The organism is Streptomyces sp. CG4 (assembly GCF_041080655.1).
Classification (GTDB): domain Bacteria; phylum Actinomycetota; class Actinomycetes; order Streptomycetales; family Streptomycetaceae; genus Streptomyces.
Window position 1 is genome coordinate 3227023 of sequence record NZ_CP163525.1, and the last position, 22118, is coordinate 3249140.

8 protein-coding genes are annotated in these 22118 nt (G+C 66.0%); 7 read left to right on the top strand and 1 reads right to left on the bottom strand.

Going from position 1 to position 22118, the window contains the following annotated elements:
* Positions 1-284: 284 nt before the first annotated feature.
* The 6 genes from AB5L52_RS14520 (at position 285) to AB5L52_RS14545 (ending at position 19382) form a co-directional block, all read left to right on the top strand.
* A complete protein-coding gene (locus AB5L52_RS14520) occupies positions 285-5273 on the top strand; it encodes a DEAD/DEAH box helicase (RefSeq protein ID WP_369368876.1) in 4989 nt (1662 codons plus the stop codon).
* Positions 5270-7750 (top strand): hypothetical protein, encoded by a 2481-nt coding sequence (locus tag AB5L52_RS14525; protein WP_369364364.1) that lies wholly within the window; start codon positions 5270-5272, stop codon positions 7748-7750. Before AB5L52_RS14520 ends, AB5L52_RS14525 begins: the two co-directional genes overlap by 4 nt.
* A 147-nt stretch (positions 7751-7897) precedes the next feature.
* The gene (locus tag AB5L52_RS14530) at positions 7898-13870 is read left to right on the top strand and encodes an AAA family ATPase (RefSeq protein WP_369364366.1); all 5973 of its coding nucleotides are present in this window, start codon (positions 7898-7900) and stop codon (positions 13868-13870) included.
* A gap of 158 nt (positions 13871-14028) precedes the next feature.
* On the top strand, positions 14029-14304 hold the full coding sequence (locus AB5L52_RS14535; protein WP_369364368.1) for a DUF3375 family protein: 276 nt from the start codon (positions 14029-14031) through the stop codon (positions 14302-14304).
* 49 nt (positions 14305-14353) lie between these two features.
* Complete coding sequence (locus AB5L52_RS14540; RefSeq protein ID WP_369364370.1) at positions 14354-15199, top strand: hypothetical protein; 846 nt, start codon at positions 14354-14356, stop codon at positions 15197-15199.
* A gap of 28 nt (positions 15200-15227) precedes the next feature.
* Complete coding sequence (locus AB5L52_RS14545) at positions 15228-19382, top strand: caspase family protein (protein WP_369364372.1); 4155 nt, start codon at positions 15228-15230, stop codon at positions 19380-19382.
* Between the two features lie 285 nt (positions 19383-19667).
* On the opposite strand, the gene AB5L52_RS14550 is transcribed toward AB5L52_RS14545, so the two are convergent.
* Positions 19668-20006, bottom strand: coding sequence for a hypothetical protein (locus AB5L52_RS14550; RefSeq protein ID WP_369364373.1), 339 nt, complete (start codon positions 20004-20006; stop codon positions 19668-19670).
* A 263-nt stretch (positions 20007-20269) separates the two neighbouring features.
* Between AB5L52_RS14550 and AB5L52_RS14555 the strand changes: the two genes are divergently transcribed.
* A complete protein-coding gene (locus tag AB5L52_RS14555; protein WP_369364375.1) occupies positions 20270-21670 on the top strand; it encodes a hypothetical protein in 1401 nt (466 codons plus the stop codon).
* Positions 21671-22118 lie beyond the last annotated feature (448 nt).

The following is a 22118-nucleotide window of genomic DNA, read 5'->3' on the forward strand; positions in this document are numbered from 1 at the left end:
CATGGCCCATAAACCTGCGCGCCCTCGTCGCTGCTGCGTGCCCTGATTCCCCCGCATGGAGCCTGCTCCACAACCTTGCCCGCGGGACCGCAGGCACAGCATGGACAGTCGATGCCCCCTTCGCCTGGGACCGGCCGACGGTCTCGGCCACACTTGCCGGTTGGCTTAGGGACCACGCACCACGGCGCAGCGGACCACCCGCCGCCGCACCCGGCCGCAGACCACTCGCCGTCCCAGAGCGGCTGTGCACTGACGACCGGGTCGATCCAGGGGAATTGGCCAAGGTGGTCCATGGCGCCGCGGCCCGTCCGCGGCCTGCGCAGCAGCAGATGACTGCGGGCCTGCACGCTTGGGTCGGCGCCGGTGTTTCCGCTCTCGTGGAGGCACCGACCGGTACGGGGAAGAGCTTCGCCTTGCTGGCCGCCGCGATGGACTGGCTCGGCGGCGGGGAGGCTCGCAGCGTTGTCATAGCCACGTACACCAAGCAACTGCAGAGCCAGATCGCTCGGGACGTCGACACTCTTGGCCGTGCCATGCCCGGCTTGCTGCAGGCCACCGACCTGGTGAAAGGCAAGACGAACCGGCTCTCCTTGCGCGCCTTGGCCGCTGCCCTGTCCGACGCGACCACCCTCGGTACGGACCCGGGCTCCCGTGCCCACTCACGGTTCGTCGAGCATCCAAGGTTCCGTGAGCTGGTAATCGCCCTACTGCTGCGGCTGATTGCGGCTCCGTCTGCCCCCGATGCATGGACCGCCCGTTCGGTGGACCCCGTCGACGTGCCCGCCTTCCTCGACGAATACTGCGGGCCGGTCCTGTCCCTCTGGCTTCAGTCGCTCTCCCAAACCGGCGGGGACTACGCGGCCACAGCAGCCACACCGCTCGCGGCGCACACAAACAGCGTGCGCGAAGCGATCGCCTCTCACCGGCTGATCCTGGCCAATCATTCGGTGCTCCTGGCTCATCTGGAGGATCTGCGGTCTCTCCCCGGTGAGACGATGCTGATCGTCGACGAAGCTCACTTGCTTGAGGACGCCGCCACCTCGGCCTTGACCGTTTCCCTGGACTATGGTGCGGTGGAGCAGCTTGTCGCGTCCGTCCGCACCTGGCTGAAAGACGCGGCATCAGGGCTGGCCCGGGATCGGGTGGCGGATGCTATAGCGGAACTTGAAACGCTTCTCGACCACGAGTCCTTCCCCCAGGCTGCCAGCCGTGCGTTCGACACATTGGGCGGTCAGGACGCATCCGTCATTGGCTCGCGCTCAGTCACCCTGGCCAGTCCCTATGGCGGGGGAACCGGACTCGGACAGGTCCGGACGCTATCTGTGCTTATCCGTAGGTTGTCCTCAATAGCCCTCCGTCTGGAGCGGGCGTTGGCCGCCTTCGCACAGGCTCACGCACCTGCACTGGACTTCTTCTCGTTGGACGCGCTCTCCGCGATGCAGACTCAGGTGTCCGAGCTGCGGGAGACGGCTGAGGTGCTGCTGGCGGACATTCAGAACGTTCTCGGTGCACTCCCCCCGGAGGGCTCCACGGCCGACCGTACCCAGCCCTGCGTTGAGCCTGTTACGGCTGTAGAAGAAGAGGAGGAAAGGCAGGAAGAGGAGCCCGAGGGCGAAACCGATGCAGGTGACGCGACAGAGGACGTGTCCCTAACCGACGACGTTCCTAATGCCCAGGCCAGCCTACTTCCCCCGCCGCTGCCCAACCGGATCGTCTACGCCGAAGAGCTCGCCATCCCCCTCGCAGGGCTGCGCCACTACCGGTTTCGCATCTCTTCCAGCCCCGTGGAACTGCCGGGTGACGCCCGATGGAGGCGGTTCCTGAGCTCGTTCCCTCGCACGTATTACGTGTCCGCGACACTGCGCGTCGCCGGCGACTGGGACTTCATCATGGGGCGCCTGGGGCTGGCCGGACTCGCGACCATGTGCGTGGACACCCCGTTCGACCTGCGCCGCCAAGCAGAACTGGTCTGTTTCTCAGACTTCCCGTCCTGGGCGGAGCAGCAGGAAGGAGCCATGCGAACCGTGGCTCACCAACTCGGCGGATACGCCACGGAGCTGGTGCGCCCCGCCACCGGCGACCGGGGGGTGGACGGTGGCGCGTTGGTCCTGACCACGGCGCGGTCCACGGCAGCCGGGATCGCGGAGTTCCTGACGGACGAGCTACGTCGGCGCGATGCCCCCACCTACGTGGTTAACGCACTGGCCCTGGGCAACTCCCGTGCGTTCGACCAGTTCACCAACCCCGGCAGCGGCGGCGGATTCCTGGTCGGCACCAAGGGCCTGTGGCAGGGCGTGGACGTCTCGGACGAGCACCGACTACGGCTCGTCTGGATCAACAAGCTGCCCTTCGCACCCTTCGCGGCACCGCTGGTGGAGGCCCGGCGCGCTGCCGTACGCGCGCGGGCGGAAGCCGCAGGCCGAGAGGACCCGGACGCCCATGCGACGGAGCACTACTACATCCCGCTTGCGGCCCTGCAGTTACGCCAGGCCGTGGGGCGTCTGATTCGCTCTGAGCGGCACCGGGGCGTGGTTGTGATCAGCGACCGGAAGCTGGCCGGGTACACAGCCTTGCGCCGTGCCTATCGCCGGGCCTTCCTGGGGAGCCTGGACGAGGGTCTGCTCCGCACCGACCCGCGCACCGGGGAGCAAGGCGCCGCCAACGTCGTAACCATGGCTGAGGGATGGGCCCGGATCTGGTCGTTCTTCGCTCGACACGGCCTGCTCTCCCCTGAACGGGCGAAAGAGCTGTCGGAGCTCGACACCCTACAGCGGCACACCCTGCTGCCGCAGACCCTCCGGATCAGGCAGCTCGAGCTGTCGGCTGAAGACGTCCAGAAGCTCGCGTCCGATGATCAGCTGGAAGAGGAGGTCCTCCGGCGCGCCTCGGAAGTGGCCGGGCTACTCCGCCTGATGGACGATCCGAGTCAGTTCCGACTCAAGCCCGCCCAGCGGGCAGTCATCGGGGCGGTGGCACAGGGACACAATGTTCTCGGCCTGCTCCCGACCGGATACGGCAAGAGCTTCACGTTCCAGCTCCCTGCCCTGGTGCTGCCGGGCGTCACGCTTGTTGTCAGCCCGCTCGTAGCGCTGATGCAGGATCAGGCCCTGGAGCTCAACCGATCAATCGGCGGTGCCGTTCGGGCGCTGATCGCACCGCTGCGCGAGTCGAGCAGCAGAGCGGGCAAAACAGAGGTCGCAGACCAGCTGCTGGGGCGGGCGAGCCACGGCATCAAGATTGTGTACGTCAGTCCGGAACGGCTCTGTCAGCGCCGCTTCCGTGAACTGATACGAGCCGCAGCGGCGGCGGGCACCCTCAGCCGGATCGTCCTGGACGAAGCTCACACGATGGTCCAGTGGGACGACTTCCGGCCTAGCATGCAGCGCGTCGAGCAGTTCCTCCGACAGCTGCGGCACTCGTACGCGGTTCCGGTGACAGCTTTGACGGCCACCGCAAACCAAGCCGTGCACACCGGTCTGCGGACCGGAGTCTTCGAAGTACCCGAGGAACCCCCGCTGTCGGAGAGTGAGGCCGCTAGCCAGGAAGCCGCGCGGGCGGTGAATGACGGCGGCCTGGTGACTGTACGTGAGAATCCCATCCGACCAGAGCTTGCGATATTCCGGCGCTCCCTCAACCAGTCGAGCCCCGCCGTGGTGGCCGGTCTCGCCCGGCACGTCTTGGAGGCGTTGACGGGGCATGCAGTGTTCTACTGCCTCACCGTCAAGGAGGTGGTCGCGCTCCATGCCTACCTCCAGGAGTACGTCGGTGACCTGGGAGTCCGGGTACGCCGCTTCCACGGCAGGCTGACGCAAGCCGAAAAGTCGGCGGTCATGACAGAATTCCGTGAGGCCCCATGCCTGGGCGAGGAGGGTTTCGCCCCCCTGGTCGTCGTGGCGACCTCCGCCTTCGGACTGGGCATCGACCGCGCTGACGTGCGCACCGTGTTCTGTGTGTCGGCCCCGACTGACTTGGCCTCGCTCTACCAGCAATTGGGACGAGCCGGCCGTGACGTCGCAGGAAGTGGTTCGTCCACCGTGCCCGAGGCTCCGGCCAACACGGCTCTGGCGTTGCTGACCTCCAGAGGGTTGCGCACGGTCGCCTTCATGACCGGGCAGGATCTACACCCTGACCTCGTCAGACGCATGGGGCGTGCGGTGCTGGCCTGCGACGGGGTGCTGGACGCCCGGGGCATCGCCGACCGGCTGATCGGCGAAGATGTGCAATCGGGGCGGATCAGCGTCCAGGAAGCACGTTCGGCTCGCGTAACAGACGCCTATGTGGCTGGTGCGATGCGTGCGTTCAGTCAGCTGGCCCGGCTGGGCGCGGTCACCGACCACGGCGACTTTCCACCGTTGTGCAGGGTACGGCGTGGCGAGTTGCTCCCCGAGGACGACGAGGAGTCGGTCGTTCGCGACGTCCTCGGGGTGGTGAACGGCCTCCCGGGGTCGGAGCCGTCGGCACAGGGCCTCACCAGGGCACGGCTCAACGTGGCTTCACTGGACGGTCTGCTGGCGGGCCGAGTCTCCGGATACCTGGAGCTAGCGGAAGGTCCCGCGAGTACCTGGCAGTTACTCAGTGACCTGCACGACCGCGGACTGCTGGACGTCTCGGCCGCGCCAAGCCGTCACTGGGTCAGCGGAATCGAGGTCCACCGCGCCGAACTACCGGCAGGCTTCCTCACTGCCATGTCCGGAAAGGCCAGGCGAGCTGCCACGGAGATCGCCCGGCTGCGCGACTTCTTCGATGACTCGGCCACCTGCGCGCACCGCAAGTTCGCCGACTACTTCGGCGTGACCGAGTTACCCGAGAGCTGCTGTACCACTGAGGCGAACCGCTGCGGCGCCTGCTGGGGCAGACCGGACTGGCCGGCGGGCGAGACCATGCCGGTGTCGGCGAGGGCCCTGCTCACCCCTCGGCCTCGGCCGATCGACAGCGGCACCCAGCCAGAGTCGCGGCTGCGGCGCCTGGACGAACAGGTGTACCGGCTGATCTGGGCAGTACCGCGCGGGGTGCACGCACGAAGTGTCTGGCGAGCGCTGCGCGGCGAGGACAGTTCGTACTCGCCGAAGCTCGGTCGGCGTGTGCGGCTCCCCCAGGGGCTCGTCGGCAGCCGGTATTTCGGAGCGCACGCGGACGTTCCGTTGCGCGCTGTGGAAGAGAGCGTCGAGCGACTGGCGCAGGCCGGGCGTGTGACGTCATCGGGGGGATGGTGGCGCGCGGTGCCGCCCGGTGGCACGGGGTCTCCGATGGCGCGGATGGGGGGAACTGCATGACGAGTGCGTTGCATGTTGCCGATCGTGTGTGGCGGCCGTACGACGACGATCCACTGATCACGCGAGACATGATCATCGGCCTGCACGCCTGCGAACCGGCGGCGCGAGAAGCGCTGCTGGCTCATCTGGCCGCGGCCATCGCCCATCGTACGACTCCGGTGCACACGGCTGTGGCCTTCAACGCTGTCTACTTCGGTTACGACGTGGAAGCCGGTGGCTACGTCGGGGGTCCACTGGACTTCGAGGACTTTCCGTCCGTCGCCCTCGGCGACAGGGTGGAGGCGCTGCCGGTCGGCGCGATGATCAACATCCGTACGGGTGGTGACCTGCTCCCCGCAGAGATCGTCTACAAGGAGGGCGCCCACGTCGACCTCGGCCCGTACGGCGAGACGCCGGGCTGGGTGTCCGGAGCGCCGGCTGGTGCCCGGGGCGCCGGTCTCCTCGCTCCCGACGAGACACCCGTGCTGCGTGAGCGGCTGGTCTTCGACACCTCCGCCTTCGGTCAGGACCTGGCACCCGCGACGCAACGGCTCCAGCGACTGCGCCGCCAACGACGCACTGACGACTTCGGACACCTCGTCGTGGAGGCCCAGTACGAGTGGGCGGACGCGGACCTGAGCGACGCCGACTACTACGCGCGCTACCTGGTCACTCGCGGCCGGGATCAGCTCACCAGCGCCTTGGTGCCGACGCCGTTGCCGACGCTGCTCGCGCCAGGAGGCGGGGACGCCGAGTTGCTGGCGGCCGTGAGGGGGCTGATGAACACCTTGCGTCAGGCTCTGGTGGAGCTCAACACGGCGAGGATCTGGGGCGATTACGCCTTTACTCGCGCTTCACTGGCCCGGCGGCTGGCGGACCCCGGGCCGCTGGGGCGCGACGACCTGGCCCGACTGGCCGATTCGACGGTGCGCCATGCGATACCCCGGGCCGGACGCCGGACCGGGGTCCTGCAGCCCAGACCTGCCTACACCGCGCTCGGCACCGCGCTGCGCTCGCACCCTGAGTGGCAGGACCAGCTCCACGGCACGGCCTATCCAATAGCTGTCTGCCATGCCAACTCCGTTCTGTCCGACTACGCGCGGCGTGAGCAAGACGAGACGACGGGGCTTCTTCCGACCGGCGTCCGGTTGAGCCTGGACGATCGATGGCAGGGAGGAGGTGTCTGGCGGGCCGAGTTCGTGGAGAGCGCCGGCGATCTCGCGCCCCCGTCCGGCACTGTGGACAAGCCCGCCGGCCGGGGCTGGGCGGACAGCCTCCCGCACCGGCCGGACAACCAGGCTCCGCCATCCCCCATGCCCACGACACCGCCGTATCCCAAGTCGCAGGGTGGCCACTATGACCGCCCCAGCACCGCACCCTCCCCGGAACTCGGTGTAGATGCTCCTCCGGCCATGTCGGACGGAGCGCTCCCGACCGGAGAGCAGACACCGGCTAGTGGGGAGGAAACGGCACGTCCGCCTCTGTGGCCTGACGACAGTAATCTCGGCTGCCCCATCGACCTAGCGGTGAACGACAGCCAGATCGAGTGGGCTCAGCCCCTTCGGCTGTTCCACGTCCTCCAGGAGTGTCTGCCGCTCCCCGACCATGTCGCCGCCGAACTTTTCTCGCCCGGTGTTCCGCAGGGCTCCGTCAGGATCGTCCTCCACCACGATGGTCGGGTTTTGGCGACCGATCAGTGCTGCCATGACGCGTGCGTCACGGTGGACCGACAGAGAACACGGCTCGACGGCGTCGAGTGGCCGCTGGACCTGTTCCCCGGTATATGGCTGACGTTCACCTGGCAGCGCGGGAGCAGAGTGATCCACGCGCGGACCACCCTTCTGCCGCAGCCGGTGACCGTCGACGGTGAGCTGATTGAACACCGTTACGACCCGAGAGTGCTCACCCGTGACGGATCGAACGGGCTGAACGCCGGGATGGAACCGGCCGGTGAAACTGTTCCGGCCCACCGGGCCATGACCACTGTCCAGCTCCTGACCGCGATCCGCAGACTGGGGCTTCTCGACCGGTTCGGCTGTGCGCTGCTGGCCAGGGTGGATCTGCCCGCGGCTGTCCGCGCCGTCACGGGTGAAGATGTCATCGAGACCGCCAGCATCGAGACAGTCCTCACCGAGTTGCTCGGCTCCGAACGGCTCACGGTCGCCTGGGGCAGCCGGGGTGCGGACGACAGCACACACCATCCGCCCCGGCAGGGGGAACCGACCGTGGAGCTCGTCTGCTACCGGCCGCACCGCGTCGATGTTCCGGACGCTTCGCCCGCCGAGGGAACGGACCACGTCCCGTCGGCTTCGGCTGACCGGGCAGTGCGCGAGCACAACGTGGCCGGATTCCTGCGCCGCATCGGGCACCTCAGGAAAGAGGCCACTCCAGAGCAACGCGCCCTGTACCGCGAGGACCACCGAAGGTTCCGGCTGACCGGCCCACCCGAGCTGCCGGACGGATTCACTTACGTACGACCACACAAGCGGAGCCGATAACTCCGCGATGTAGCCGCAAGACCCGCATCAGCCGTTGGAGCCCGTATGAGCCATCCTCGCCCGTCCCACGCCGTACCAGGCGGGGAGAGCGACACTCCTTACCCTGTCGACCTCGGCACCCGCGACCGGCAAGAGGTACCTCCCGAATTGCTCGCGGCTCTAGAGGAGCTGTCCGCCGCGCTCACCCGGTCCCTGGACGCGCGCCCGTCCCCGACGGCTGACGCCCTTCTGCGCCTCAGCGAGGCAGACGTCGAATATGCCCTCAACTCGACGCGCGTATCGTGGCGGCGCCACCTGCTGCACGCGCTGCGCATTCCTATGGACGGGACCAAGGTCAACCGTGCCCTGTGCCACGACGTCCTGACCCGCATCCGGCGCGACCCTGAAGCGCCCCGCGGCCGTCAGGCGGCCTGGCATCTGAGTCTTCCCGTCCTCGACGACCTGGCCCGGGCTGGCCGACGGCACGCTGTAGGCCAGTCCGACGACGACCTTGGTCCGCTCACCCACCGATGGACCCCCGCCCTGCTGCAGTTGACGGTCTGGTCGCACCTCAGAGCGAGCGCTGAGGACGCTCCCCTGTGGGCGTGGGCTCTGGAGCAGCCGTGGCTGGCGGAGACGGACGTCCCGGTCCAGGTGGTACGGGAAGCCGCACACCGGGTCGTTGAGCTGGCTCAGCAGACGCCCACTGCGCCCGAAGACGACAACGCGACCGCTGCCATCAACGCCACTGCTGCGGATGCGTCGGCCGCCCTACCCACCGACCCCCCTGACGCGGACCAGCTGAAAGCCGCGCTCGCACGCATTACTGATGCGCTGACCGCCGCGGCCGAACCGGCCCGCCGGACGGCGGAGGCCGTTGCCGCCCAAGCCCGACCGTCCACCGACGATCTGAACGTGCTGTGCGAGGTAACCGAGGCTTTCGACTCCGCGGCGCGAAGCCTAAAGGCGCACGGGGCGACACCCGCTGTGGCCGATCTGCCCCACTTCCGGCAGGCGACCGACACAGCACTGGCCCGATTGTCCACCGGGCGCCTGCGCCAACGACTCACCAGGGTGGCACAGTTGGAGTGCGCGCCGGGCGATCCGGCGCTCGCCCAGGACCTGGAAACGGCCCGCGATCGGGCAGGCGCCCTGGTGGGGATCGACGACTGGGGCCCCACGGACCAAGTGGACGCCGAGGCCCTCGACGCGCTGTTGACGATGGTGGAGCGGCACGAAGCAGACCAAAACCCCAACGACATCCTCACGTTGCTGCCCACAGCCGTGAAAGGCCGCTGTGCGGCATATCCGGCTGGGCGCTACAGCGAACTTCGGCTCGGAGCAGCCGCCCAGAAGGCTGCCGCGTCGGCTCCCCCTCGGGCCAAGTCTGCGCCGCCTATACCAGTCCCGACCCCCCGCCCGCCCGCGGCAGCCACGCGAGACGCCTCCCCCGCTCCCTCCGCGTCGGGACACGACATAGCGCAACAACGGCCCGCGGCCCCGGGCGACAACGGCCACCCTGCCCCCGAGCCCCGCGAGGCAGGCTCCCCTGAGATCCTCCCCACCGACCTCGCCCCTCGGACGCCGGCACCCGAGCCCCGGACCCCCAGCCCCACCCCGACGCGTCCTTCCTCGACCACGAGCGCTCCAGAGGGCCAGACGTCTCCCATTGCACCGCCGCACAAGTCCCTGGCAGACAAAGCCCAGACCGGACAGTCGAAGACCCGCACCTCTCTGGCAAAGCTCATCTCGGCCGAGCAGTATGGCCTAGCCGCCGCCCTCGCCGTCCGCCTCGGCGAACCACCGCATAGGATCACCGCGCTACAGCTCGCTGCCTGCGCGGCTGCCGTGCACTCGCCGAGCAGCGAAAGCCTTACCGAGATGCGCGGCCTGCTCTCAGGTCACGCCATCGACGAGTTGACGGGCGACCGTCCCGACGCAGCGCTCACGACCGCGGCGCTGCTGCGTACTGTCCTTGTGACGGGTGACCCCGAAGTGGGCGCCTCCCTGAGCCGGGTAGCGAACGGCGTGCCACGGAGCCTGGCCCGTGTAGCGGATGAAGTGGCCCAGCGGGCCCTGAAGTCGCTTCTCCTGCACTCCCCGCCCCTGGCTCTGGCACGCAACCGGGCGGAACTCGAAAGAGCCCTGGAGGACGCACGCGACGAGTGCCGGCGGAGCCTCGAACAGGTGCCCACCATCCGGTTCCCGCGTGGGCAGAAGATCGCCCACAACTGGTGGGATTCCGAAAAAGGACTAATCGGTTCGCTGCTGCGACAGGCGGCGGACAACAACAGGCACGGCCTCGACGCGCTCGCGCAAAGGGTTCGAGAGCTGCGCGATCCCTCCATCCTGCAGCCCACGCTGGACAAGGCGGACCGAGAATTCATGGCGCCCGGGGCTCGAACGAGGCTCGAGGGCTCGTCCCGCCACGACCTGTTGCGCCAGACCGCGAAGAGCCTCACCGTCGTTGACCGGTGGGTCCGGCAGATGCAGCAGTTCACTGCACGGGACACGGACTGGAGCGTCGACCAGGTGCAGGAGATGCGCATCGTGGTCCTCAGGTTCCGCGAGGACGTCCTGCGTGACGTGCGGGAACAAGGGGTGGCGGCCGACGTGCTCACGACTGCCGCGCTGGATGCCACCGTCGCCTCGCTCTCCACGACCTTCGCCCTGCTGGCGGGGGAAACGCAGCTCGACGAAACCGAGCTGTCCGTCGAACTCGCCCTGCGGTCGGAGCTCCTCAAGATACCCGGAACTGTGATCGACGAAGCCGGCGCCATTCAGCCGCACGCCGAGGTGTCCGTCCGCGAGCTGGTGGAGGCGGGCGGCCGTTCTTGGGAGGAGGCAGTGCGGGCTCAGGCATCCGGCGAGGTGTTCGCCACGGCGCACAGGATTCTCGATCTGTGGGCGAAACAGCAGCTTCCCTTCCTGCCCCCGCAGAGCGTGCCTTCGGAAGGGTTGTGCGCCCACGTCGAGGAAGCCGGTCGGCGGATCGCGCGGGAGCTGCGCGACACGCGCGAACGGTTGGAGGAGATGCTGCGTCACGCCCGCGTTGACGGAGCACTCAACGAGGAGCAGGAGCGCCTGTTCGAGCGGCGGCTGCGGGACGCCGTCCCCCGCCCGGACGGTGATCTCACACATGTGCGCCGGGCCTTGGTAGCCCTCTCCGAGGAACTGAACCGGGCCCGAGCGGGCCACGCCGCCAAGTTGCGTACCCGGCTCGGCAACATCGAGGGGTTGTCCCCCGAGGACCAGGACCGCGTCGAGCAACTGATCGATGCCGGTGATTTGCTCACCGCCGACGAACTGGTCTCCCACCTGGTGAACGGTGAGAGCATTCCCGACATCGAGTCGTCCGACCGCAGCCTCGCCGCCTTCTTCCCGGATGTCCCGAAGGCCATGGCCGACATGGGAGTCTGCGGCGCTCTGATCGATGCCATTCGACAGCGGACGCGCTACCTGGGGTTGGAAGCGCTCGACTATTCCTCTCTGTCCCCCGAGATCGCGGAACAGACCGCACAGGCACTCGCAGGCTGGGCTAACCTCGCCGCTCGCAAGGGCCGGGAGCGTACTCACGGCGTTCGTGAGAGCGAGCTGTTGATGCCCGCCCTTCGCCTGATTGGGTACGGCAGCAAAAAACTCCCCCAACGGATCGACACGCCCCGCTCCCTCAGCTACCGCTTCATCGACGTGCCCGCGATCGAGTACACCGGGTCGGCCCTGGTGCCGGCGTTCGGATCTGGGCTGCGTGGCAGCCTGCGTGTGATGCTGGTGTGGGACCGGCCGTCGTCCGAGCGACTGATGTCCTGGATCCAGCAGGATCCGAACGACGACAGTCTGCTTGTCGCGTACTTCGGCACGTTGCCGGTGCGTGATCGCGAAGTGTTCGCAGCCCAGTGCGCGGGCGGACGACGTGCCCTCGTGGTGCTCGACGATGCGGCCCTGGCCCATCTGGCCGCCTGCGGCAACCAGCGCCTGGACTCCGCCATGCGCGTGCTGCTCCCCTTCTCCGCGGTAAATCCGTATGTGATGGGCAAACGTGCTCCGGTGGCCGAGGAGATGTTCTACGGCCGTGACACGGAGCTCGACGAGGTGCTGAGCGCCACAGGAGAGCAGGTGGTGTTCGGCGGGCGCGGCCTCGGAAAGTCGGCACTTCTGAAGGCCGCTGGACGCAAATACGAGGCGCAGTTGCATGGTGCGCGGCTCAGTCTACTCATCTCCCTGGACTCGACGTTCACCGGCACCAACGCTCCATCATCCGTCGTCTGGGATCGAATCGGGCGTCGCCTGCTGGAACGCGACGAGTTCACTCCGTCTCGCAAAGTGAAGGCGAGTTCCGTCCTGACCCGCGAGCATGTCCTGGCCGACATCCAGGAGTGGCTGCGTGTGGACCCAAAGCGCAGACTCCTCATCATGCTCGACGAGGCGGACGGCTTCTTCGAGTCCGACTCACCACAGTTCACCGAGACCAGGTTCCTTCGCGATCTGGGTGCCGACACGGGTGACCGGGTCAAGGTGGTCTTCGCCGGCCTGCACTCCGTTCAGCGCTACGCGAAAATCGCCGAGAACAGCCCGTTCGGCCATCTCTCCCAGAACCCCACGGCAATCGGCCCGCTGCCCCCGCAGGACGCGGTCGACCTGCTCACAAAACCACTGGAGGCTCTGGGGTACCGCTTTGAGGAGCCCGTGCTGGTGCACCGCATCCTCGGCCACTGCTCGTACCAGCCGTTCCTGCTCCAGATGTTCGGACACCGCCTGGTGCAGACCATGCACGGCAAGCGGACCGGTTCAGCCTCGGGCCCGCCGTACACCATCACCCGGGCCGATGTGGAGACGGTCCAGTCGGACAAGGATCTGCGGTTCAGCATCACTGAAGCCTTCCACGACACACTGCGGCTCGATCCCCGCTACAACGTGATCGCGAATGTGGTCGCGCACCATGCGCACCACTACGGCTTGGACTCCCGGCTCAGCCAGGTGCAGTTGCGGGAGGAGTGCACATACTGGTGGCACGAGGGCTTCGAGAACCTGGACACTGACCGGTTCCGCGCCTATCTGTCGGAGATGGAAGGGCTCGGGGTGCTCGCACCTGACGCCGACCACCGTGGCTGGCACCTGCGCAGCGCCAACGCTCTCAGCATGATCGGGAATCTGGGGACGGTGGAGGCCGAACTAGCGCAGGCATCCAACCGTAAGGTGCCAGAGCACTTCAGCAAGTTCGAAGCACGCCGCCAGTCACGCAACGGCTACTCCTATTCCCCCCTCACAGCCGACCAGGTCGCGGACGTGCTGCCCGGACATGGCAACCAGGCACGCCTGATCATCGGAACGCCCGCCACTGGCGTTGACAGAGTCGCCGAAGCCCTGAAAGACGTCGCCGTGGCAACTGGCTGGGACCTGCCTCAGGTGTCCAGCCGCTCAGACTTCGACCGCCGCCTCCAAGAAGGCACCCCTGGTCGGAAGCGGGTCGTGGTGTCGGATCTCACGGAGAAGGCCCCCCGTGACGACGCCTGTCTGAAAACGCTGGAGAGCGCAGTCAGCCTCATCCCGGACCGGTCCGGTGTCACTCGCTCGGCCGTGATCGTCGCAGGCCCCAACCAGCGGGCCCTGTGGTCCCTGGCCGCTAGTGGCGAACTCGAGGACGGTATGGGGATCGAGGTACTCGTACTACGGCGATTCAGCCCGGACGGACTGCGCGCCTGGGCCCAGGACAAGGAGGCATTCACCTCCGATACCCAGATGGAGCAGCTCTGGGAGACCACCGGAGGTTGGCCCCTCCTCATCGACCGGCTCGCCGCCAGCCTGTTCGCCAGGCTTCCCGAAGATGAAGCCCTGCGCCAGGTGGTGGCCGGTCTGGAGGAAGCCGAGGAGGCGAAAAAGTTCCTAGCGGAGGCTGGCCTTGTTCCGCGCACGCCGCAGTGGATCGCCTACCGCGCGGTCAGTGAGTTCATGACGGATGAAGGCATGAGTGCCGGTGATCTCCTGGCGGCGGTGGAAGCCGCCACGGACGGTGACCAGATCGACGCTGCGGAGGCGCTCGGCGCGCTGCGGGCCCTCCAGGTCTTCGATTCGAACGCGGCGGGCAGGCACCGTCTCGAGGGCGTGCTGCACGCATGCTGGGATCGGGTTCACGCAGCCTGACCGAGAGCACGGAGCGCCACTGCGCACCAGACAGGCGGTGCGCAGTGGCGCTCCGAAGCGCCGTTCACGCGACGTGGCAAGGTCCGGCATAGGGGATGTGCCGGGCTCAGACGCTCTTCCGGACAGCCTGACCGCCCTGTGCAACGGGCACACCACCGGTGGCCTTATCTGGACGACTGGCCGGCACGGGAGAACGGCTAGCTACGCAAGTACTGCCCTCCGGGCTTAGCGAACCTCACTACGACGCCACGGTCCCAGCGGAAAAGGCCATCTCGTGGGTGCGGTCTCTGCAAGAGCGCTCCGCCGTCGGTACCGAATCACGCTTAAAAACGATCTCGGACCTGTTGCAACAGACGCTCTTCGGGGCCGAAAGCGCCCCAGATGCGCGGCTGCCCGAGCTGATGCAGCCGCGGCACGACATCGAAAAGGTTTGATCTAAGGTGCTCATCAGTAAACGAACTACGGGGATGGGGGGTTCGTCGCATGGCCCGGGTCGTCGCGGTCCACGGGGTTGGCAAGCAGATGCTGGGCGAGGACAGCCTGCTCAAAGAGTGGTGTCCCGCACTGCAGGACGGTTTGCGTCGCGCTGGCCGACCACCGCTCTGCGAACATGAGTTGGCCATGGCGTTCTACGGCGACCTGTTCCGGCCGGCAGGCAAGATGCTCGCGGTCGGCGACCCGTTGTACACCGCAGCCGATGTGGCCGCCGGGTTCGAACAGGAGTTGCTGCTGTCCTGGTGGCAGGCGGCGGCAGATGTGGACCCAGGTGTCTCCCCGCCGGGGCTGGACACTCTGGCACGCACGCCACGTTCAGTGCAGGCCGCCTTGCGCGCACTGTCGAACTCGCGGTTCTTCTCCGGGATTGCGCTGCGGGCGATGATCTTCGACCTCAAGCAGGTCCGCCATTACCTAACAGATAATCAGCTTCGGCGGATGGCCAGGGAGCGGGTCGCTGCGCTGATTGGTGCGGACACCCAGGTTGTCGTCGGACATTCCCTGGGAACCATCATCGCCTACGAGGCGCTGTGCGCCCTACCCAACCACGGGGTCCGGGCGCTAGTCACAATGGGGTCGCCGTTGGGCATTCCGATGATTTTCGATCGGTTACTGCCCAAGCCCGGCCGCTGGCCCGGGGCCGACACTCTGGCCTGGACAAACATCGTCGACAGCGGTGATGTTGTAGCCCTGGTCAAGGACCTACGGCCTCAGTTCGGCCAGCAGCTCCGCTCTGCGCTGGTGCACAACGGTTCCCATGCCCATGACGCCACCATCTACCTCACCAGTTTCCTCACTGGTAGCGCGATCGCCGAGGGCCTCGATGCCGGCTGAGCCACGCAGGTATTTGATCGCCACCGCAGTGGCCCACTACAAGGAACAGCCGGATTGGGACCGTCCCGGGCTGGTCGAGGCGCGGCAGAACATCATCGACCTGTTCACTGACCGCTTCGGCTACCAGCATGTCAGCGATCTCGGTCTTGACCCGACCGAGAATCAGTTGACAGAAAGACTGCGGGCCTTCTGCAAGTCACCCGAGCGCCACGAGGACGACTTGATCGTCGTCTACATCGCGGGCCATGGAGAGGTCCTGGACGAGGAAGACGGCGGTGGTCACGTTCTCTTGACCTCAGAAACCGATCCGGATGACATCGCGGACGCACTACCCACGGAGACATTGGCCCGCAAAATGCTCGCGGGTACGCGAGTGCGCCGCCTGCTGTTGATGCTAGATACCTGCTATGCGGGACAGGGTGGCAACGAACTCGCCGCTGTGGCGTTGGAACGGACAAGCCGTCAATGGAGCGCACAGCCCGGCTCCGGACTGATCATCCTCTCTTCCGCGCAACCTCTGCAGCAGGCCGAGGCTGGAGCGTTCCCACGGAGGCTGGCCCGGGCCGTTGACAGCTTGATTACTGCTGGTCATGGTCCCCGCGCGCTAGCGTTGGACGCGGTCGCCCAACAAATGAACGCGACCCCTGGCTACCAGCACGTCAGCCTCCTCCAGGTCGGACTTGCTGGAGAGATTCCTCCGTTCCTGCCTAATCCCCGGCATGATCCCTACCTGACCGAAGTCGACCTCTCCGTACAGCAGGAATCAAGCTGGAGGCGGCAGGCTGACCTACGCGATACCGAGCTGCAGAGCCGCTTCCTCGTGCGTGCCAGAGCCAGCCGAGATACTGACCCAACGGCCTGGTGGTTCACCGGGCGCAGCACAGCGCTGGCCGACATCGCTACATGGCTCAGACGCCCCCTGAGTCAGATGACTACGCCAGCTCTGGCAGTCACCGCCGGCCCCGGATCGGGTAAGACCGCCCTGCTAGGGCTCCTGGCCACCCTTGCCCACAGAGAGCTGCGCCACACCGTACCCACTCACGCTTTGGGTCTCGACCACTGTGTAGAGCAGGCGGCCAGTGATATCGACGTCGCCATTTACGCCCAGAGTCAGACAGACCAACAGGTGCTCGCTGGCATCAGCTCCGCCGCGAAGGTTAGCGCCGCCACGGTCGGGCGACTTCTCGAGGCCCTCAGCGGACGAGACAGGCCCATCACCGTGATGGTGGATGCTCTCGACGAGGCAGCATCGCCCGAAACCCTGTGCGCCACAATCCTACGCCCGCTTATCAAGCACTCGAACGGGCGCATCCGTCTACTCCTGGGCGCCCGCCCCCACCTGCTTCCGCAACTGGGACTGCAACGTCATGAGCAGATCGACCTCGACGCAGAGCGCTATGCCGACGCCGAGGCCATCCTCGCCTATACGATCCGCAACCTGGTCAGCACCAATCCAGAATCCCCCTACCGCAGGCATTCCCTTTCCGCGTGGCTACCGATCGCCACTGAGGTCGCAAAGGCAGCAGGTCACTCGTTCCTCATCGCACGCATCACCGCTGGGACCCTCGCCGCCACCCCGCACATCCCCGATCACCGCGACCACAACTGGCGGAGCAGCCTGCCCCGGCATGCTGGTCATGCCATGGCCCACGACCTCAGCGTTCGGCTCGACGTGGACGCGGACCGCGCCACAGATCTGCTGCGCCCACTTGCCTATGCATATGGACAGGGTCTCCCATGGGAGGACGTGTGGGCTCGCTTGGCGACGGCAATAAGTGGACGCTCTTATACAGACGAGGACATCCAGTGGCTGCGTCGGGTAGCCGGTTCTTACATCGTTGAGTCCGTCGAAGATGACCGCTCCGCCTACCGTCTTTACCACCAAGCCCTCGCTGAATACCTGCGCGGGGGCATCGATTCCGCTGCTGTCCACGCCGCCTTCGCGTCGACGCTGACCAGCCGCGTTCCGCAGACCGTCGATGGCCACCTGAACTGGAGCCGTGCTCACCCTTATACACTTCGTAATCTCACTGCTCACGCCGCTCAAGGCACGGCACTGGACGACATTCTCGCGGAAACAGAATTCCTCGTCCATGCCGCTCCGGATGGCCTTGCCCCTTATCTACGCCAAGCTCGGACTGAACTCGGCGAATTGAGCTCCGCGGTATACCTCGCTTCTATCGGGGCCCATCGATACCTGGCACCGAATGCTCGCCGTCACCTCTTGGCTATTGATGCGGTGCGCTACAATGCTCACCAGCTCGCCTCAGCCCTAAAGAGCCGAATGGGTTCGGAGACCTGGCGGCCTGTCCACGCTACCGGCGGAGACGTGTCTCCGGCACTCATTAATACTCTGGTTAAGCATGAAAGTTCCGTGTACCGGGTAGCATGCACCGAGCTGGACGGGCGTCCGGTCGCTGTCACCACCACTGACGGGGAAATTTGGGTCTGGGACCTGATCTCCGGGCAACCGAGAGGAAACCCCCTCACCGGGCATGCCGACGCGATAGTAGATGTGCTGGCGGTCCTTGGCGTGGACGGCCGGCTAGTTGCCGTTACAGGCGGGCACGACGGCACCGTCCGGGTATGGGACCTTATCACTGCGCAACAGATCGGCGAGCCGCTGATTGATAAATACTGGGTGAGTGACATTGCGTGTGCGATGACTAATGGGCGGCCGATCGTCATCGCGGCAGGCGATGATGGGACAGTGCGGATATGGGATCTAACAACCAGAAAACCGATCGAAACCCACCTCTCAGGGCATCACAGTAATGTGTCGTCGATCGCGTGCACGACAGTCAATGGGCGGTCCATCGCCATAACTGGAGAGGAAAATGGCACGATTCAAACGTGGGATCTCACGTCAGGGAGATCCTTCGGTCGACCGCTCATAGGAGAGAATCGCCGGCTGTCCTCAATCACGTGCGCAACGCTGGATGGCCGGGCGATTGCCGTCTCAAGCGGAGGTGGTATCACAGAGGTTTGGGACTTGGATGCGGGACGGCTGATCGGCGAGCCGTTCATCCCCCACCACGACAATTCTGGGCCGATGGTGGCAACTATCGATCTTGACGGACAGTGTATCGCTCTGACCAGCGGAGATAACGGCACAGTACAGCCTTGGAATCTGGCCACGAGACGACCCATCGGTGAACTCCTCGTCGGACACGAGGATTTCTTGAACGACATCGCGTGCACCGAATTAGAGGGTCGTCCTGTTGCCGTTACTGGTGGTTCTGACGGCACGGTTCGAGTATGGGACCTCGCGCGTAGGCATTCGGTGGGAAGTCCGCTCACCGGGCACCGTGATATTGTTTTCGCGACAGCGTGTGCAAACATCGAGGGCAGACCGGTCGCCATCACCGGCGCTCGAGACGGTGTGGTAAGGCTGTGGGACCTAACCTCGGGAAATTCTATCGGTGAACCGCTAACCATCGCGCGCGGTGAGGTACAGGCGGTGGCGTGCGCCGTAGTCGCTGGGCAGCCGTTGGCCGTTACCTGCTCGTATGGCGGCACGGTTCAGCTGTGGGACCTGACCTCCAGGAGGTTCGTAGGTGAGCTGCCCGGTACTGGCCGCAGTGGTGTGTCGGCAGTGGCGTGCGCCACGGTCGAAGGTCGACCAATTGCCATCACGGGTGGACGAGACGGCGTAATACGACTATGGGATCTGATCTCGAGGAAATCCATAGGAAAGCTGCCAACGACCGCGCGCGGTGGGGCACGGGCAGTGGCGTGTTCCATGGTCGATGGGAAGCTAGTCATCGTCGTCTGCGGAACGGACGAACAGGGGCGGGTGTGGTCATTGCTTTTCCAACAAGCCATCGACGATATCCTGAATGACAGCGATGGCACGGTGGATTGGTGCGACAGCATGTTTCCGGATGAGCAATCGATCACTGACTCAGACCTTGAACACAAGGTACTAACCCTCGACCTAGCTTCGAAGGAGCCACTCGGCCATGGCAAATCATTGAATGATGTCACCTGCACCATAATGTGTGGCCGCCCCGTAGCTCTCACCGGAGACATAGACGGCACTGTGCGCCTATGGGATTTGATTACTCAACGCTGCTTGGACACGTTCCTCCTGCCCGCTACGTGCACAAGCCTGGCAGCAAATGACAAATATCTCATTGCCGCCTTCGGGGCGGATATTGCAGCCTTCGAGAAATTTCAATGAATGAGCGTTTTCAGCGCTGCCTCTCCAGAGTGAGGATGCCGGGTCAATTGACGTCATTCGATTGGGGCTACTGCGTGACCTGGGGAAGATCCGCCGGCACTCGCTGTCGCCAACCATCAACCCGAGAATTTCGCAGTGACCGGTGGCGGAGGTACTGGTGGCGATGACCACAGCCTGGGACACGATCCGGTGGTTGCCGCAAGAACAGCCGACCGCACCGAAGGTGGCCACGCTCTCGCGCCACAGAGCTACCAAATACGTTGACAAGGACACCACCCTGATCGCTCACAGCGGCCGGTTCTTCAGGCCGAACTCCCCGCGAAGGCGGCCAGTGGCGGTCCACCCGTTGCTCACGTGCGGCAGAGTGCAGTGCACGATCAACCGCCCCCAACCGGTCCTGGGCAGGCGGCAGTCCGGCAGCGCCACCGCGACCGCCTCCTCCGGACGCAGAGCCGCGTAGTACATGCCCGCGGAGAACCCGACCAGCCGCCGCGGCCCCGAGCCCTCCGGTAGCCGCCCACGTAGGCGACGGCGTTCAGCGGATCCCGTGCTGCCGCGTGGCGAGGGATGCACCAGCTTGCCGAGGCCCGGTGTAGCACCATCGTGATGCTCTTTGAGGTCCATGCCTGCCTCTTCGTGATCGAGGCGGGCATGACGGCCCGGACTATCCATTCGAACATCCCCCGACAGGAGGGCACTCGGGCCGCGCCCGGTTGACGAGTGCGGATCATCGGACGTTCGGCACAGCTCCGGTTGGTGCCCTACTCGTACGTGGACCCGGCGTGGCCGGTTGTGGTCCTTGGCGCACCATGCGCACTTGCATGCGCCCCAATGCTCCGAACTACGGTTCCCGGCCGGCCAGAGCACGCGGACACGGTGGGGGACGCATGGCGAGAACCGCGCGACAGATCCTGAACTCACTCAGCCGCTCGACGAGCGTTCACATCCGGTCAACGACAGAACTGGCCGCGCACGTGGACTCCGCGGCGGCGGCCATCGACAAGAAGCGCCGGGAAAAGGGACAGGAAGCAGCACGCAGGAAACCCGACCTGCGGCCCGTCCTGCTGGCAGAACATGGCAGGTCCATCGATCTGAGGCCGTGGCAAGTACTGCACGGCGTGGCGCGCGGCTACGTGCTAGCTGGCCAGGGAATGGGCCGCGGGCTGGCAGAACACTGGCTCAGCCTGAAGTTCTGCGAGGCGCTGGACGCCAATCGCGCCGGTTCCATGGATCTCACCGACAAGGGCCGCTCTTCCGAGCGCTGGTACAAGGGCATGCAGGCCAGGGAGCTGGCCGTCGGTTTCGGACTCGCCGTAGCTGAACACATCGTGCAGCAGCGCTACCCCGACCACATAGTGTCGGTCGTGGACACGAACACGGTACTGCGAGCCGGCTGGCCCCTGAGCGTCTCGCAACGGAACAAGGGCTCACGCCCCCGGCCCGACTACCTCATCGAGGCATGGAAGCCCGGCGAGCCGTCGAAAGTCACCCTCGTGGCCTGCCGGGGAAACCACCAGAAGCCGAGCAAGCGGACCGGCCGAACCCGCAGCACCACAATCCAGCAACTGGTCAAGGCAGCCGAACTGACCGAGGGCATGCAGATCGGCCTGTGGAACACCACACCGTGCCTGATGCTGTCCACCGAGCTCATGGGCCAGGGCGGAGTGGTGGTCAACGCCCTGCAATCCCCCGGCGAAGCGCTGCTCCCCCTCCGCATTCCTGGCGCCCCGGGGAACGCCGACGAGGAGATAAAGGACAAACCCGGAATCCCCTACCCCAACGCCATTCGCATACCGGCCCGCGACGGCAGACGGGCGCGGACGGTCGACGGTTTCCAGGTGGGCGAGGACGACCTCGCCTGGTTCGGCCAGCTCCTGGCCCGTACCGCAGCTGCCGGCCTGACCGCTTTCTCAGGCGGAGGAAAACATGCGGTCCGGTATCTCACCGACCGCCAAGGGCGAGAACACTACAACGTGCCTGCGTTCGCTGCGACATCGAGCATTGATGACGCGGACATCGAGGTCGGCGACACGAAATATGTGGGCACGGACAACGTCTTCCGTATGGGGGCCGCGCGCATCGAGGCATTCTCCGGAATGGACTCAGAACTGTACGAACTGATCAAAGACGGGTGTGTCGAAGAGTACCGGCAAGCGGCCTACGAACTCCGCTCCAAACGACGCGACCCCCTTGAAGCCGCGAAATGGAACGACCCGATCTCATTCCAGGGCGACGGCACCGCCATGGCCCTGAGCATCCTGCCCATCCGCAAACGACGCACGCTCTGAACCAACAGCTCACGAGACCATGATTCTCCTGCGCTCGCCATTTCGCGCCACGCAACATAGCTCGGGATCGCCGGTTGGCCAAACCGGCGATCCCCCGAATCATTGACAGTCCACCGCCACTGCCTACCCGCACGTCGAAAGGCCGCAACCCAAGCTCGACTCGCAACGCCACACGACGGCCGCCCGTAATCACGAGCAAGCGGGCAGAACCGCCGCACGACGTCCAGGACCCGATCAGCTCAGTCCGTGTTCCGTCTCCCACGGCTTTCGCAAGAGGTCGCACCCTCCACGCCGAGCACCTCCACGGGTAGCCGGAGGCCGGTGTCACTTTGCCCTGGTGTACGCCTCGCCAGCCTTCACCCGTCGATCCATAGCCGTTGGCAACCCTGCCCAGCGCCCGACGGGCCTGTTCGCTGTCGCGGCTCGTGAGGCCCCGCCCCTTCCGACC